Origin of the sequence: Streptomyces sp. ISL-66, assembly GCF_018614135.1 — a bacterium.
In the GTDB taxonomy this organism is placed as follows: domain Bacteria; phylum Actinomycetota; class Actinomycetes; order Streptomycetales; family Streptomycetaceae; genus Streptomyces.
Window position 1 is genome coordinate 61307 of the sequence record NZ_JAGGOW010000029.1, and the last position, 14271, is coordinate 75577.

General features: G+C 71.0%; 13 protein-coding genes and 1 pseudogene. 5 read left to right on the forward strand and 9 right to left on the reverse strand.

Annotated features, from left to right (window positions below; genetic code table 11):
• Positions 1–34 precede the first annotated feature (34 nt).
• The 4 genes from cysS to J7E97_RS05865 form a co-directional block, all read right to left on the reverse strand.
• Entirely contained in the window at positions 35–1435 is a 1401-nt protein-coding gene (gene cysS, locus J7E97_RS05850; protein ID WP_215023066.1) for a cysteine--tRNA ligase, read from the reverse strand.
• 104 nt (positions 1436–1539) lie between these two features.
• Complete coding sequence (gene ispF, locus J7E97_RS05855; protein ID WP_215023067.1) at positions 1540–2064, reverse strand: 2-C-methyl-D-erythritol 2,4-cyclodiphosphate synthase; 525 nt, start codon at positions 2062–2064, stop codon at positions 1540–1542.
• Complete coding sequence (gene ispD, locus J7E97_RS05860) at positions 2054–2800, reverse strand: 2-C-methyl-D-erythritol 4-phosphate cytidylyltransferase (RefSeq protein WP_215023069.1); 747 nt, start codon at positions 2798–2800, stop codon at positions 2054–2056. Before ispD ends, ispF begins: the two co-directional genes overlap by 11 nt.
• A 327-nt stretch (positions 2801–3127) precedes the next feature.
• Positions 3128–3610 (reverse strand): CarD family transcriptional regulator, encoded by a 483-nt coding sequence (locus J7E97_RS05865; RefSeq protein WP_120722213.1) that lies wholly within the window; start codon positions 3608–3610, stop codon positions 3128–3130.
• A gap of 705 nt (positions 3611–4315) precedes the next feature.
• On the opposite strand from J7E97_RS05865, the gene J7E97_RS05870 reads away from it, so the two are divergent.
• Entirely contained in the window at positions 4316–4975 is a 660-nt protein-coding gene (locus tag J7E97_RS05870) for a DUF461 domain-containing protein (protein WP_215023071.1), read from the forward strand.
• Positions 4976–5068: 93 nt separating this feature from the next.
• Here the strand turns inward: J7E97_RS05870 and J7E97_RS05875 are convergent, their stop codons facing one another.
• Both J7E97_RS05875 and J7E97_RS05880 read right to left on the reverse strand, forming a co-directional pair.
• The gene (locus tag J7E97_RS05875) at positions 5069–5749 is read right to left on the reverse strand and encodes a response regulator transcription factor (protein WP_086575133.1); all 681 of its coding nucleotides are present in this window, start codon (positions 5747–5749) and stop codon (positions 5069–5071) included.
• Positions 5746–6996, reverse strand: a complete 1251-nt coding sequence (locus J7E97_RS05880; RefSeq protein ID WP_215023073.1) for a cell wall metabolism sensor histidine kinase WalK — start codon at positions 6994–6996, stop codon at positions 5746–5748. The genes J7E97_RS05875 and J7E97_RS05880 overlap by 4 nt, the downstream gene beginning before the upstream one ends.
• 269 nt (positions 6997–7265) lie before the next feature.
• Between J7E97_RS05880 and phoU the strand changes: the two genes are divergently transcribed.
• Positions 7266–7943, forward strand: a complete 678-nt coding sequence (phoU, locus tag J7E97_RS05885; RefSeq protein ID WP_215023075.1) for a phosphate signaling complex protein PhoU — start codon at positions 7266–7268, stop codon at positions 7941–7943.
• A gap of 209 nt (positions 7944–8152) precedes the next feature.
• Complete coding sequence (locus tag J7E97_RS05890) at positions 8153–8299, forward strand: hypothetical protein (protein WP_215023077.1); 147 nt, start codon at positions 8153–8155, stop codon at positions 8297–8299.
• A gap of 80 nt (positions 8300–8379) precedes the next feature.
• Here J7E97_RS05890 and J7E97_RS05895 read toward each other — a convergent pair whose 3' ends face one another.
• Together J7E97_RS05895 and J7E97_RS05900 are read right to left on the reverse strand one after the other, a co-directional pair.
• Positions 8380–9531: a serine hydrolase gene (locus J7E97_RS05895; RefSeq protein ID WP_215023136.1), complete on the reverse strand. Its 1152-nt coding sequence runs from the start codon at positions 9529–9531 to the stop codon at positions 8380–8382.
• Between the two features lie 148 nt (positions 9532–9679).
• On the reverse strand, positions 9680–10576 hold the full coding sequence (locus J7E97_RS05900; RefSeq protein WP_215023079.1) for an alpha/beta hydrolase: 897 nt from the start codon (positions 10574–10576) through the stop codon (positions 9680–9682).
• Between the two features lie 118 nt (positions 10577–10694).
• Between J7E97_RS05900 and J7E97_RS05905 the strand changes: the two genes are divergently transcribed.
• The gene (locus tag J7E97_RS05905) at positions 10695–11729 is read left to right on the forward strand and encodes a CdaR family transcriptional regulator (RefSeq protein WP_215023081.1); all 1035 of its coding nucleotides are present in this window, start codon (positions 10695–10697) and stop codon (positions 11727–11729) included.
• Positions 11730–12019: 290 nt separating this feature from the next.
• Here J7E97_RS05905 and J7E97_RS05910 read toward each other — a convergent pair whose 3' ends face one another.
• Positions 12020–12424 carry a hypothetical protein gene (locus tag J7E97_RS05910; protein WP_215023083.1) on the reverse strand — a complete coding sequence of 135 codons (405 nt, stop codon included), beginning with the start codon at positions 12422–12424 and terminating at the stop codon, positions 12020–12022.
• Between the two features lie 484 nt (positions 12425–12908).
• Here J7E97_RS05910 and repSA point away from each other — a divergent pair.
• Positions 12909–14270: pseudogene (gene repSA / locus J7E97_RS05915) on the forward strand (replication initiator protein RepSA).
• The last annotated feature ends 1 nt before the right edge of the window (position 14271 follow it).

Genomic DNA, 14271 nt, shown 5'->3' on the forward strand with positions numbered 1-14271 from the left:
CAGGGACTGCTCCCGTGGGGCCGCTCCGGTGGGCTCAGCGGGGGCCGAGCGTCCAGCGGGGCCCCGTCGGGCTGTCCTCGATGACCAGGCCGGACTGCTGGAGCTGATCGCGGATGGCGTCGGCGGTCGCCCAGTCCTTGCGGGCGCGGGCGGACTCGCGCTGCTCCAGGACCAGGCGTACGAGGGTGTCCACGGCTCCGTGGAGGTCCTCGCCGCGGTCCGCTTCTTCCGCCCAGTGGGGGTCGAGGGGGTCGAGGCCGAGGACGCCCAGCATGGCCCGTACCTCGGACAGGCGGGCGATGGCCGCGTCCTTGTCGTCGGCGGCGAGCGCGCTGTTGCCCTGGCGGACGGTGGTGTGGATGATCGCGAGCGCCTGCGGGACGCCCAGGTCGTCGTCCATGGCCTCGGCGAAGGCGGGCGGGACCTCGGCGGCCGGCTCGACCGTCTTGCCGGCCTTCTCGATGACGCGCTGGATGAACCCTTCGATGCGCGCGAAGCCGGATTCGGCCTCGCGCAGCGACTCCACGCTGTACTCGATCATCGAGCGGTAGTGCGGGGTGCCGAGGTAGTAGCGCAGGACGATCGGGCGCCAGGCCTTGAGCATCTCGGAGACGAGGACGGAGTTGCCCAGCGACTTCGACATCTTCTCGCCGGACAGGGTGACCCACGCGTTGTGCACCCAGTACTTCGCGAACTCGTCGCCGAAGGCCTTGGCCTGGACGATCTCGTTCTCGTGGTGCGGGAAGATCAGGTCGATCCCGCCGCCGTGGATGTCGAAGGCGCTGCCGAGGTACTTGTGCGCCATCGCCGAGCATTCGAGGTGCCAGCCGGGGCGGCCGCGGCCCCACGGGGTCTCCCAGTCGGGCTCGCCGGGCTTGGACGCCTTCCACATGGCGAAGTCGCGCGGGTCGCGCTTGCCGGTGATGCCGGACTCGCTCGGCTGGCGCAGGTCGTCGATGTCCTGGTTGGAGAGCTCGAGGTAGCCGGGGAAGGAGCGGACGTCGAAGTAGACGCTGCCGTCCGCCTCGTAGGCGTGGCCGCGCTCGATGAGCGCGCGCATCATCTCGATCATCTCCGGCACGTGGCCGGTGGCGCGCGGCTCGTACGTGGGCGGGAGGCAGCCCAGCGCGTTGTAGCCGTCGTTGAAGGCGCGCTCGTTCTCGTAGCCGATGGACCACCAGGGGCGGCCCTCGGTCTCGGCCTTCGTGATGATCTTGTCGTCGATGTCGGTGACGTTGCGGATGAAGGTGACGTCGAGCCCGCGGTAGGTGAACCAGCGGCGCATGATGTCGAAGTTCAGGTACGACCGGACGTGCCCGATGTGCGGGGCCGCCTGCACGGTGGCGCCACAGAGGTAGATCGAGACGCAGCCCGGAACGAGCGGGGTGAAGTCACGGATCTGCCGGGCGCTGGTGTCGTACAGGCGAATAGTCACGGCATCCAGGGTAGTGCGCCCGTAGCAGTGCCCCGCGACCCTTTCGGTACGCGGGGCCCGCTTTGTTGTCGAAGAGGTGCGGGAGCGGTGTGACCGTACGGCCATTAGGCCCGGTTCGTCCGGTAGACGAGGGCCGTGGCGATGGCGGCGAGGCCTTCGGCGCGGCCGGTGAGGCCCAGCCCGTCGGTGGTGGTGCCCGAGACGGACACGGGGGCGCCCGCCGCGGCGGCGAGCGCCTTCTGTGCCTCTTCGCGCCGCTTGCCGATCTTCGGCCGGACGCCGATCACCTGGATGGCGATGTTGCCGATCTCGAAACCCTCGGCCCGTACGATCCGGGCCGCTTCAGCCAGAAGGGTGACGCCGGCGGCGCCGGACCACTCGGGGCGGGAGGTGCCGAAGTGCGCGCCGAGGTCGCCGACGCCGGCGGCGGAGAAGAGCGCGTCGCAGGCGGCGTGCGCGGCGACGTCCCCGTCCGAGTGGCCGGCGAGGCCGTCCTCTCCTTCCCAGAGGAGGCCGGCGCACCACAGGTCGCGGCCGGTCTCGAAGGCGTGGACGTCGGTGCCGATGCCGACCTGCGGCAGCAGGGGCGGCCCGGCCGGTGCTTCGGAGGCCGCGGGGCTAGTACGCATCGGTGGCCCTCCGGCGGGCGAGTACGGCCTCGGCGAGGACCAGGTCGAGCGGGCGGGTGACCTTGAAGGCCTCTTCGTGGCCGGGAACGACGACGACGGTGATGCCGAGCCGCTCCACCATTCCGGCGTCGTCCGTGGCACCCTCCCCGTCCACCGCGACCTCCTCGTGCGCGCGCAGCAGGGTGACGAGGTCGAAGCCCTGGGGGGTCTGTACGGCGCGCAGCCGGGCCCGTACGGGGGTGGCGACGACCGGCTCGGCTTCGCCCGGCTTGCCGGGTTCGACCTCCTTGACGGTGTCGGCCAGCGGCAGGGCCGGTACGACGGCGGGCGCGCCGTCACGGACGGCCTCGACGACGCAGTCGACGGTGTCCACGGGGACGAGCGGGCGGGCCGCGTCGTGGATGAGGACGGCGGTGACGTCGGCGGGGAGCGCCCGCAGGCCCGCGCGCACGGACTCCTGCCGGGTTTCGCCGCCGGGGACGACGAGGATCTCGGTGCGGTCGGGCAGCGCGTGCTCGTCCAGGAGCCTGCGCACCTCCGCGGTGTCGGCGGGCGGCGCCACGACGACGACGAGGGAGACGGCGCGGGAGCGCGCCATGGCGCGGACCGCGTGGATGAGCATGGGGATGCCGCCCAGGGTCCGCAGGGCCTTGGGGGCTCCGGGACCGAGACGGACCCCGCGGCCGGCGGCCGGGATCACGGCGGCGGTGCGGTGGGGGCGCGATTCGTCAGACATCAGTAGCTCCGAGCCAGGTTTGTGACTTCGGCCGACATGGGTATGGCCTGAAGGGTGCCGGGTGCGACGCCCTCGCCCCTTCCGTGACGACCGGTCGAGCGGCTGCCCGGGCCCAGCACACCAGTAAGGAACCCCGGTGAATTTCGGGTGCGGGCGGCAGCGTCGGACGGATAGCGTCAGGCGTGGGGACGGGTCAGATGGGGGTCCGGACCTGCTGGGTCCAGACATGCCGCAGCGCCCGGCAACAAGTCACCTTGTCATCGGGCACCGCGGCACAACTGTGTACGACCAGGCGACTATGCGTGACCGGGCGTACGGATGATCGCGTCAGGACGCGAGCACCTCGTCGAGGAGGGCCTCGGCCTTGTCCTCGTTGGTGTTCTCGGCGAGCGCGAGCTCGCTCACCAGAATCTGACGCGCCTTCGCGAGCATGCGCTTCTCACCCGCGGAAAGCCCGCGCTCACGCTCACGACGCCACAGGTCACGCACGACTTCGGCGACCTTGATGACATCGCCAGAAGCGAGCTTTTCCAGATTTGCCTTGTAGCGCCGGGACCAGTTCGTCGGCTCTTCTGCGAACGGTGCGCGAAGCACCTCGAAGACCCGGTCCAGCCCGTCCTGGCCGACTACGTCGCGAACACCGACGAACTCCGCATTGTCCGCAGGCACACGAACCGTGAGGTCGCCTTGAGCGACCTTGAGCACCAAGTAGGTCTTGTCCACGCCTTTGATCTGACGAGTCTCAATGGCCTCGATCAGCGCGGCCCCGTGATGGGGATAGACCACGGTGTCGCCAACCTTGAACGTCATGTGACAGGTACCCCTTCCGTGGCTATCCAGGGTAACACGAGAACTGACCGTTATGAATGGCGTTTTCGCAGGTCAGGGCCCATCTCGGGGCTTGACAACACCGATGGGAACGTGCTGCGACAGGCTTGCGGAAGGGGGTATTCGCAGGTCGGAGGCGCTGTGCGGACCGGGCGAAACGGCTACGTTACACCTGCCCGGCGGCCCCGCCGAAGTGACGTACGTCCTGTTTTGCCGGTTTCCGGCGGGGGAAACCGAACTACTCCGTTCGACTGGCGGCGGCCGCCGGGCGCGCGTTCCGGCCCAATCTCCAATTCGATCACCGGTCGGCGTTCGGGGGAATCCGGAAATTGATCACCGGGCCGGAGGCGGCCCTTTTGCGAATGGAAGATCACCGCGGCGATCGGCGCGTCACCGGTCGGTGATCGCTCCGGTGACCGCTCCGGTGACCGCTCCAGTGATCGTTCGGGTGATCGTTCGAGTGATCGTTCCGCCGATGGTTTCGCTGGACGTCCGGCCACGGCGCCGGGCGGCACCGGCGCGGCGAGACCCGGACAGGGCCGCGCCTTCCGTGCGGAGGGTCGGGTGCGGGGGCGGGGCGGCGGCTCGGTAACCTAAGCGCGCTGACACACCCTTAGAGCGGCTTCACCTCGGTCGCTCCGAGCGTCCACCCTTCCGTTTTCGTACGTCCAAGGAGATGCCTCCGCCGTGAGCCGCAGCCTTCGACGCGGCGCCCTCGCCGCCACCGCCGTCGTGTTCTCGATCGTCTCGCTGGCCGCGTGCGGTGCGGGCCACGACGCGCAGACTCTCCAGGTCAAGCCGGACAACGCCGCCGTCACCAAGGGCGACATCAAGGTCCAGAACGCCCTGGTGATCACCCCGGAGAAGGACAAGAAGGGCCCGGCCGCCGTCTCCGCGACAGTGTTCAACACGGGTACCAAGGACCAGACCCTCGACGCCATCACCCTCCCGGGTGGAAAGGCGACCGTCTCGCTGAAGCCCGCGGGCAGCGCCGCCAAGGTGATCGTGCCGGCCGGCGGCTCCGTCGTCCTGGGCGGCAACGGCAACGCCTCCGCGGCCGTCGCGGGCGGCGGGGGCGCCAAGGACGGCAACGCGCAGAAGGTCGTCTTCAAGCTGAGCAACACGGGTGACGTCGAGCTCGACGCCCTCGTCGTCCCGGCCACCGGCATGTACGCGGCCTTCGGCCCGACCGCGGCCCCGGCCGCGGGCGCCACCCCGTCGGGCACCCCCGCAGGCTCCCCGGCGGCCCCCGTCTCGGGCAGCCCGTCGACCACTCCCTCGGGCAGCGCGTCCGGGTCCCCCGCGGGTACCCCGTCCGGGTCCGCGTCCTCCAGCGCCGGCCACTGAGGCGCGGAGCACCGTACGCCGTACACGGGAACGGCCCCCGTCCGCTGATGCGGACGGGGGCCGTTCCCGTATCCACGCGATGCGTTCGACGGCTTACGGCTCGAACTTGTAGCCGAGGCCGCGGACCGTCACCAGGTAGCGCGGCGCGCCCGGGTCCGGCTCGATCTTGGCGCGCAGGCGCTTGACGTGCACGTCGAGGGTCTTGGTGTCGCCGACGTAGTCGGCGCCCCACACCCGGTCGATGAGCTGCATGCGCGTGAGCACGCGGCCCGCGTTGCGCAGCAGCATCTCCAGCAGGTCGAACTCCTTGAGCGGGAGGTCCACCTTCGCGCCGGAGACGGTGACCACGTGGCGGTCGACGTCCATCCGTACGGGGCCGGCCTCCAGTGCGGCCGGGGTGACCTCTTCCGGCTCGCCGCGGCGGCGCAGGACCGCGCGGATGCGGGCGACCAGCTCCCGCGAGGAGAAGGGCTTCGTGACGTAGTCGTCGGCTCCTATCTCCAGCCCGACGACCTTGTCGATCTCGCTGTCCTTGGCGGTCACCATGATCACGGGGACGTTGGAGCGGCCGCGCAGCTGCCGGCAGACCTCCGTGCCCGGCAGGCCGGGGAGCATCAGGTCGAGGAGGACGAGGTCGGCGCCGTTGCGCTCGAACTCGTCGAGCCCGTCGGGCCCGGTCGCGGCGATGGCCACTTCGAAGCCCTCCTTGCGGAGCATGTAGGACAGGGCGTCGCTGAAGGATTCCTCATCCTCGACGACGAGCACTCGGGTCACGGAAGGACCTCCGGGGCAGGAATGGCTGGTGCGGTGTGAGGTTCGAGCAGGGGGCGGGCGGGCGGGGCGGCGGGGGCGGTCGCCGGTGCCGGCGCGGCCGCTTCGGGGAGTCTCAAGGTGAAGGTGGAACCCTGCCCCTCGGAGCTCCAGACCGACACCTCCCCGCCGTGCGACGCCGCCACGTGCTTCACGATCGCGAGGCCGAGCCCGGTCCCTCCCGTGGCACGGGAGCGGGCCGGGTCCACGCGGTAGAAGCGTTCGAAGATGCGCTCGCGGTCCTTTTCCGGGATGCCGATGCCCTGGTCGGTCACGGCTATCTCGATCAAGTCTCCACCCGGCGCGGTGACCCTGCGTGCGGCGATGCCGACGCGGGTCCGGGCGGGGCTGTAGTTGACGGCGTTCTCGACCAGGTTTCCGAGGGCGGCCGCGAGCTGCCCCCGGTTCCCCCACACCCGCAGGTCGGCGGTGCCCCCCGCGGCCATGGTGATCTGCTTTGCCGACGCCGTGTGGCGGCAGCGGTCTATGGCCTCGGCCACGAGCGTGTCCACCCGCATGGGCTCGGCGTCCTCGAGGGGGTCGTCGTTCTGGACCCGGGAGAGGTCGATGAGCTCTTGTACGAGGTTGATCAGGCGGGTGGCCTCGATCTGCATGCGGCCCGCGAAGCGGTGGACCGCTTCGGGGTCGTCGGAGGCGTCCATGACGGCCTCGGAGAGCAGCGAGATCGCGCCCACCGGGGTCTTGAGCTCGTGCGACACGTTCGCGACGAAGTCGCGGCGTACGGCTTCGATGCGGCGGGCCTCGGTGAGGTCCTCGACCAGGAGGAGCACCAGGCGGGAGCCGAGCGGGGCGACGCGCGCCGAGACGGCGAGGGCTTCGCCGCGGCCGGTGCCGCGGCGGGGCAGGTCGAGCTCGACCTGGCGTATCTCCCCGTCGCGCCGGGTGTCGCGGGCCATGTGGAGCATGGGTTCCACGGCCAGCTTGCCGCCGCGGACCAGACCGAGGGCATATGCCGCCGAGCTGGCCTTGACCACCGCGTCGCCTTCGTCGAGGACGACGGCGGAGGAGCGGAGTACGGAAAGAACGGTGTCCACGCCGGGTGGGAGCACCGCGTTGATGTCGGGGCGCATGGAGCTCCGGGTGGGGCGGGCTTGGTCGCGCTCGCTCCAGCGGAACGCCAGCATCGCGATCACACCGGTGCAAAGACCGGCGATCGCTGCAGCTGCGGCGACCGCCGCGTTCACGTCCATGACTCCAGGTTAAGCAGGTGCAGCGACACTTCCACAGCCGTTCGGGTGGCAGCTCGAACAGTCGTCGCCCAGAGTTCACCCTGGCGACGGGGTTGATTCACTTGGGGTGACGGAGCAGGTCGCGTTGGCGCGTCAACCTGTCAACGTGGGGCACGCGGGGCACGGCAGGCAGGCCGCCGGCCCCGGTCCGGCCCGACCCGGCCCGACCCCGGGCAGCAGCGAGCCGTAGTAGGCAGTTGGCAGTAGGCAGTAGGCAGAGAGGGACACCCATGCGTGACGCGTACCACGAGGAACTGGATTCGATCGGAGAAGGCCTGGTCGAGATGGCCCGGCTGGTCGGTTCCGCCATCGGGCGGGCCACCACCTCCATGCTCGACGCCGATCTGAAGCTCGCCGAGAGCGTCATCGCCGCCGACCAGAAGGTCGACGACCTCCAGCACGACCTGGAGGCGAGGGCCATCGCGCTGCTCGCGCGCCAGCAGCCGGTCGCGACCGACCTGCGCATCGTCGTCACCTCGCTGCGCATGAGCGCGGACCTGGAGCGCTCGGGCGACCTGGCGCAGCACGTGGCGAAGCTCGCCCGGCTGCGCTTCCCGGACAGGGCGGTCCCGCGCGACCTGCACGCCACCATCCTGGAGATGGGGCAGCTGGCGCAGCGCCTGATGGCGAAGGCCGCCGAGGTCATCATCACGAAGGACGTCGACCTGGCGCTCCAGCTGGAGCAGGACGACGACGAGATGGACCAGCTGCACCGGACGCTGTTCCAGCACCTGATGGACGACCGCTGGAAGCACGGCATCGAGACGGCGGTCGACGTGACGCTGCTGGGCCGCTACTACGAGCGCTTCGCGGACCACGCGGTGTCGGTCGCCAAGCGCGTCGTCTACCTGGTGACGGGCGAGCACGCGGACGAACTCCAGCCGCCGACGCCGGTCGAGGGCGTCTGACCCGACTCGGCCCGGGGGCGGGGTGACCCCGGGCCGGGCGGCGGGGTGACCCGGGCCGGCGGGGCGGGTGCGGGGGAACGTGCGGGGGCGCGGGTAGGCCTTCGGCCGGGTGACGGCGGATCAACAACGAGCCCCCAATGCGCCGTTGACGCGCCGGTCCCGCTGCGCATGAATGAGGGGCGAAGGCACAACGCCTACGAGGAGGATCCATGCCCGATTCCCCCGTCCCGATCACCCCGGAGCAAGAAGCGCGGCCCCCGGAGGGACTCCGCCTGCCGCTGCTCGCCGCCTGCGGCTGCGGCTCGGGCTGCGGCTGCGGCTGCCAGTCCGGCGCGCCCTGCCAGTGCGGCGGCTGAGCCGGCCCGCCCGGTTCCCCGTACGCCAAGGGCCCCGTCCGATTCACTCGGCCGGGGCCCTTCGCGCGCTTCGCCCGCTCTCACTCGCTGCCGCTGCCTCCAGCACTGCCTCCAGCGCTGCCGCTACCGCTGCCGCACATCGCTTGCCGGTACAGCGTCTTCAGCGCGTCGTCGATGGGGTGGGGCTGCGGATTCCCGGAGGAGTCCGGCTCGTTCCACCGCTGGAGGTTGACCGCGACGGACATCTGGCGCTTGCCGTCGGCCCGGGTCAGGGAGATCGTTCCGGCCCCCCAGACCGTGCCGTCGTGGCCCCAGAAGGTGCCGCAGCCCTGGGTCTCGACCTTGTGCAGGCCGAGCCCGTACTCAATGGTCGATCCGTCCAGGGCGACGACCGGGACCGTGCGCTGCATCTGCGCCAGCGAGGAGCGGCTGACGATCTCGCCGTCGAGCAGCTTCCCGTAGAAACGGTTGAGATCCTCCATGGTCGAGACGAGAGCGGCCCCCGTCCCCGTCCAGGACATGTTGTAGACGCTGTAGTCGCGCGGCGGGTCCATCACTCCCCACAGCGCCTCGTACATCCGCGAGTGCGGTCCCTCGATGCGCGGTCCGTCCGGAAAGCCGGTGTGCCGGAGCCCGGCGCGCTCGATGACGTTCCGGGTGATGTACTCCTGCGCCGGGGTGCCGGTCACCTGCTCCAGGAGTTGGCCGAGGAGCAGGTAGTTGGAGTTGGAATACACGCCCGGAGTGGCTCCGGGCTCGCCCGCGGGAGGCGCCGCGAGCCCCATCTCGATCAGCTCGGCCGGGCGGAACTGCCTGAACCGGTTGTCGTCCAGGCTCGCGGGTGACGCGTCCGCCAGCGAAGGGAACGCGTAGCGGATGTAGTCGGGGATCCCGCTGGTGTTGTTGAGCAGCATCCGCACCGTGATCTTCCTGCCCCGCTCGCCCGGCACCAGCTGCGGCAGGTAGCCGCCGATCGGTGCGTCGAGCTCGATCCGGCCCTGCTCCACCTGCTGCATGACCGCGGCGGCGGTGAAGGTCTTGGTGACGCTGCCGACGCGCTGGCGCATGTCGGACCTGACGGGACGGCCGGTCTTCACGTCGGCGACCCCGGAAGCGCCGCGCCAGGTCCGGCCGGCATCGCGCACCTCGGCGTACACCCCCGGCACCCCCGCGCGGTGGACACCGTCCAGGGCGGACTTCAGCTCCGCGGGCGCCCGCGTCGGCGCCGCCATGCCCGTACAGGCGATCAGCGCGGCCAGGCTCGTACTCAACACCAGTCGGATCTTCAAGACATCCGTCCTTTCGTGATCAATGGGTGGACGACGGGGGCGGTGACGGCCCGACGGCTCGACGGCTCGACGGCCCGCGGGGCGGGACGGCTCACTCGGCGAGCGCGCGGCGCAGGGCCGCGGTGAGGTCGGCGTTCTGCCGCTGGGAGACGGCGGCGGACAGGATCGCCTGCGATCCGTGGAAGGTGCCGGGGTACTGGTGCAGTTCGACCGGTACGCCGGCCTGGAGCAGGCGCATGGCGTAGGTGATGTCCTCGTCGCGGTTCGGGTCGAACTCCGCGGTGGCGATGTAGGCGGGGGGCAGGCCGGAGAGGTCGGCGGCTCGGGCCGGGGCGGCGTAGGCGGTGGCGGGCCGGGAGCCCAGGTAATGGCGCCAGGACTGTGTGACCTTGTCGCGGTCGAGCCAGGGCGTCTCGGTGAAGTGCCGTTGTGACCACGTCTCCTGGCGGTCGTCGAGGCCGGCCTCGTTGAGCAGCTGGCAGCGGATCGCCGGTCCCCGCTGGTCACGCGCCCGCAAGGCCACCGCGGCCGCGAGCCCCGCGCCGGCGCTGTGGCCGCCGACCGCGATCCGGTCGGGGTCGACGCCCAGTTCGGCAGCGTGCGCGGCCGCCCAGACCAGTACGGCGTAGGCATCGTCCAGGGCGGCCGGGAAGCGGTGCTCGGGGGCCGCCCGGTAGTCCACCGAGATCACCACCGCGCCGGAGCTGTCGGCGACCCGGGCGGCCCAGGGGTGCTCGGTGTCCAGGTCGCCCATGACGAGCCCGCCGCCGCGGAGCCAGACGATGGCGCCCTGTGCCCGGTGCGGGCGGTAGATCCGTACGGGCACGGGCGGATCGGCGGGCACCGTGCGGTCCTCGATCTCCAGGTCCGCGAAGTCCGGCGGCGGCCTCGACGCGGCCAGCGCGGCGTAGTTCTTGCGGGCGGTGACCGGGTCCGTCAGGTCGGTCTCGGGGAGGAACGGGATGAATGCTTCGAGTTCGGGATCCATGACGGCCATCCTCACGGCCGCCGCCCGAGGGGGTCATCCGCCAACTGTCGCCCGTACGGAGCCGCTTGCGCGCCGATCGGCGCTCCCGCCCCTCCTGCGTCCCTCCTATCCTTCAGGTATGGAGGCACTGGCGGTACGGCTGTCGGGACTGGATTCGTACGTCGACGGCGCGATCCGCATCGTCGCGTTCTACGACACGCTGATGCGCCGACGGGTGGATCTCCCCGCGCTCGCGCGGGCCTCGGCGGGCCTGGCCGAGTGCGTGGCCGGGATCCGGATCCACGGCACGGGGCGGACGATCCGCATCTCGCCCGAGGGCACGGAGGTGTCCGCCCCGCCGGCGCCCGCGTCCACCACCGTGCCGGTCACGCTCGACGAGGAGGAGATCGGCACCGTGTGGCTGGAGCGGTCCGGCCCGGCGAATCCGCTCGACGAAGTGCTCCTGGACCGGCTCGCCCTCGCCTCCGCGGCCGTCGCCGAGCGGTACGGCCCGGCCCGCACCACCATGGCCGACCCCGCCCTCGTCGAGCTGGCGATCAGCTCCGACGGCGACGAGGCGGCCCGGGCCCGCGCTTTGCGCCTCCTGGGTTTCGCCGCCGGCCTGCCGGTCCGCGTGGTCGCCGTACGGTCCCGGCTGCCGCTCGACCGGATCGGCGCCCTCGTCTGCCCGGGCCGCCCGGTGAAGGCAGCACCGCTCGCCGACGTGGGTGTCATCCTGGCCGCCACCGTGGACCCGGCCCGGTTCCCGGCAGGTGTCCGCGCGGGCATCGGCGCCGCCACGAGCCCCGACCGGTCCTGGCGCGAGGCCCGCACCGCCCTCCGCTTCACCACCCCCCGCGAACCCGTCATCCGCCACAGCGGCCTGGGCGCGCTGGCGCTCCTGGCCGAGATTCCCCGGGACGCCGCGCGGGACAACGCCGACGTGGCCGCGATCGCCCGCATGGCCGACAGCCCGGACGACCTGGAAACCCTGGACGCCTACTGCGCCACGGGCTCGCTGCGCCGGGCCGCCGAACTCCTCCACCTGCACCACAGCAGCATCGCCCGCCGGATCGAGCAGATCGCGAAGACCCTGGCCATCGACCTCACCACCCCCACCGGCCTGACCCGGGCCGGGATCGCCCTCACCACCTGGCGACTGCTCGACGACTGAGACCGCCCCGTCCGCCGCCCACCGGCCGTGCCCAGGTCAGGCACCGGCCCGGGACGACGAGAAGCCCCCCGCCCGCGGCCGAGCCGCGGGCGTGGGGCTTCTTCGTCGGAAGGCTACTTCTTGCCCTGGTTGTTGTTCCGGCCTGGGGCTTTGCCGGGTAAACCCACTCTGGCCTGCGGTCGGGCGGTCAGCGGTTGCCACCCTCGGCCCCCCTTGGTCGCCGTCCCACGGCCCAGAGACGGCCCCGCCTGGTCACGGTCATGCCACCGACTGCCCCTGGAAAACGCCGGTCAGAACGTCGGCAAGAGGCTACGGCGAGCGAGCTCTTGCTTGATCCAGAGCTCGCGCTGCTGATGAGCCCACAGGAACGTCTGGACGCGGGTATCGCGCTTACCCTCATTGGTCCGGGCTACCTGTTCGCCTAGTACTTGCTGCACCTTGTCCCGAAGCTCTACGAGCTTCTCCCGGGCAGGATTGTCAGGGGCGATGCGAGCGTCGAAGGCGGCCAGCGCTTCACCCCACAGCTCCGCAGAATAGGCATCAGCACCCTCCGACTGCTCGTGGCTACGCTCCTCCAGCTTCATCATCTCCAGGGCCTTCTCTCTGCCTTCCTTCAGGACAGGAAGCAGGGCGAGCAGGGTAGAGCTATCCAGTGCGCCATAGATGGTCTGCCAGCCGTCATTTGTCTCTGCCATACCGGCACGCTAGCGATCCGCCGTGCGCAAGATGAGGTGGTTGGCAAGATGCCTCCGGCTCACGCCTAGGAATCCGACGAAACAGCTTTGGGTAGCCACAGCCGTGCGTCACTTGACCACTACCTCTACCCACGACGGCTCCCATCCCGTCTGCCGTCGACCCACACGCATGTGGAGCGGACGCGGGTCCTGGCGTCCAGGTGGAGCGCGCCACTGTACGAACGACCTGGACGCCAGGGCCCGTGTCTGCTCGGCTTGCCTGGGTCGATGGCAGACGGGATGGGAGCTCCCCACATCAGCCCCACCCGGCCGGCACCCGCCAACGGCGCCCCTCCATCCCGGAGTCGGAGCGCCCCCGCCGGAGGCATGTCCGTGCCCGATGGCACCACCGGCCCCCGTGGGGATCGACTCATGCCCTTGGGCCTACCCGCCTTGCAGGGGCGGGCGTCGGCGCAGCGCGCGCGGAGCGGGTGCTGCGGCCTCCCTGGGTATCGACCCGCTCACCCTCGCGGATCTTCTTCGGGTCGCCTCAAGTCCCGGCTTCGATCGCTGGCAGGAACAGGTCCGCCGGACGGGGGGGCTGCTCCGACCCGATCCACCTGACTGGCTCGACCGTCACCCGCGAGCGGCGGACCGGGGATGTCCTGTACTCGTACTCAACCGCCGACGAGCCGGGAGGCCGCCTTCGGGTCGCCTGCGGCAACCGCCGAGCCTCCCGCTGTCCCTCCTGCGCCTGGACCTACGCCGGAGACACATACCACCTCATCCGCGCCGGGAGCACCGGCGACGAGGCCAAGCACGTCCCAGTGACCGTGCGGGATCACCCGAGGGTGTTCGCCACCCTGACCGCCCCATCCTTCGGCCCGGTCCACAACCGACCTGCCTCCGGCCAATGCCGTTGCGGCACCACCCACGACGAGACGGACCCGGCCCTCGGCACGGCCCTGGATCCGGAGCGGTACGACTACGCGGGCGCGGTTCTGTGGAACAACTACGCCGGACAGCTCTGGCAACGCTTCACCATCTACCTCCGCCGGGAGATCGCCGCCCGCGCCGGGATCACGCAGACAGCCTTGAAGGAGTCGTGCCGGGTTTCCTCCGGCAAGGTCGCCGAGTTCCAGAAGCGCGGCGCGATCCACTTCCACACCGTCGTGCGCCTCGACGGATCCAACGGGCCGGACGTCCCTCCGCCGTCGTGGGCGTCGGTCGGTCTACTCGATGACTCGATCCGGGCCGCCGCCGGCCGAGTTGCCCTCACCGTCCCCTCCTCTGGCACCCATCCCACCCGGTCCCTGAGGTGGGGCACACAGGTGGACGTCCAACCCATCGGCGGCCTCGGACACGAGGAGCTGACCGAAGCTGCGGTGGCCTCCTACGTCGCGAAGTACGCGACCAAGGCCGCCGAGACCACCGGCACCACCGACCGCCGCATCGGAGAGCTGGCAGAGCTCGACAAGCTCCTGCTACCCGCCCACACCCGACGCCTGATCGAAGCCTGCTGGCACTTGGACGACGCCTACCCCGAACGGCTCCTGGCCCACTGGTCGCACATGCTCGGCTTCCGCGGCCACTTCTCCACCAAATCCCGCGCCTACTCCACCACCCTCGGCGCCCTCCGCCAGACCCGCGCCGCCCAGGAACGACGCGAACGCGGCCTACCCGACCCCGACGACCACAGGGAAGGGACCACGCTCGTCCTCGCCCACTGGACCTACGCCGGCCACGGCCACACCCCCGGCGAATCCTGGCTCGCGCCACCATCGCCAACGACATCAAAACCAACCGCGACATCGCCCGAAAGATCCGCGCCGAACTCGAAGCCGCCGACATCAGCGGGTCGTGGTGAC

Bases quoted from the DNA above. Each gene is read 5' to 3' on its own strand.
- J7E97_RS05900 (WP_215023079.1), bottom strand. From the start codon at position 10,576: ATGGATCCCGAACTCGAAGCATTCATCCCGTTCCTCCCCGAGACCGAC.
- ispD (WP_215023069.1), bottom strand. From the start codon at position 2,800: ATGTCTGACGAATCGCGCCCCCACCGCACCGCCGCCGTGATCCCGGCC.
- phoU (WP_215023075.1), top strand. From the start codon at position 7,266: ATGCGTGACGCGTACCACGAGGAACTGGATTCGATCGGAGAAGGCCTG.
- J7E97_RS05880 (WP_215023073.1), bottom strand. From the start codon at position 6,996: ATGGACGTGAACGCGGCGGTCGCCGCAGCTGCAGCGATCGCCGGTCTT.
- J7E97_RS05910 (WP_215023083.1), bottom strand. From the start codon at position 12,424: ATGGCAGAGACAAATGACGGCTGGCAGACCATCTATGGCGCACTGGAT.
- J7E97_RS05890 (WP_215023077.1), top strand. From the start codon at position 8,153: ATGCCCGATTCCCCCGTCCCGATCACCCCGGAGCAAGAAGCGCGGCCC.
- ispF (WP_215023067.1), bottom strand. From the start codon at position 2,064: ATGCGTACTAGCCCCGCGGCCTCCGAAGCACCGGCCGGGCCGCCCCTG.
- J7E97_RS05905 (WP_215023081.1), top strand. From the start codon at position 10,695: ATGGAGGCACTGGCGGTACGGCTGTCGGGACTGGATTCGTACGTCGAC.
- J7E97_RS05865 (WP_120722213.1), bottom strand. From the start codon at position 3,610: ATGACGTTCAAGGTTGGCGACACCGTGGTCTATCCCCATCACGGGGCC.
- J7E97_RS05895 (WP_215023136.1), bottom strand. From the start codon at position 9,531: ATGGCGGCGCCGACGCGGGCGCCCGCGGAGCTGAAGTCCGCCCTGGAC.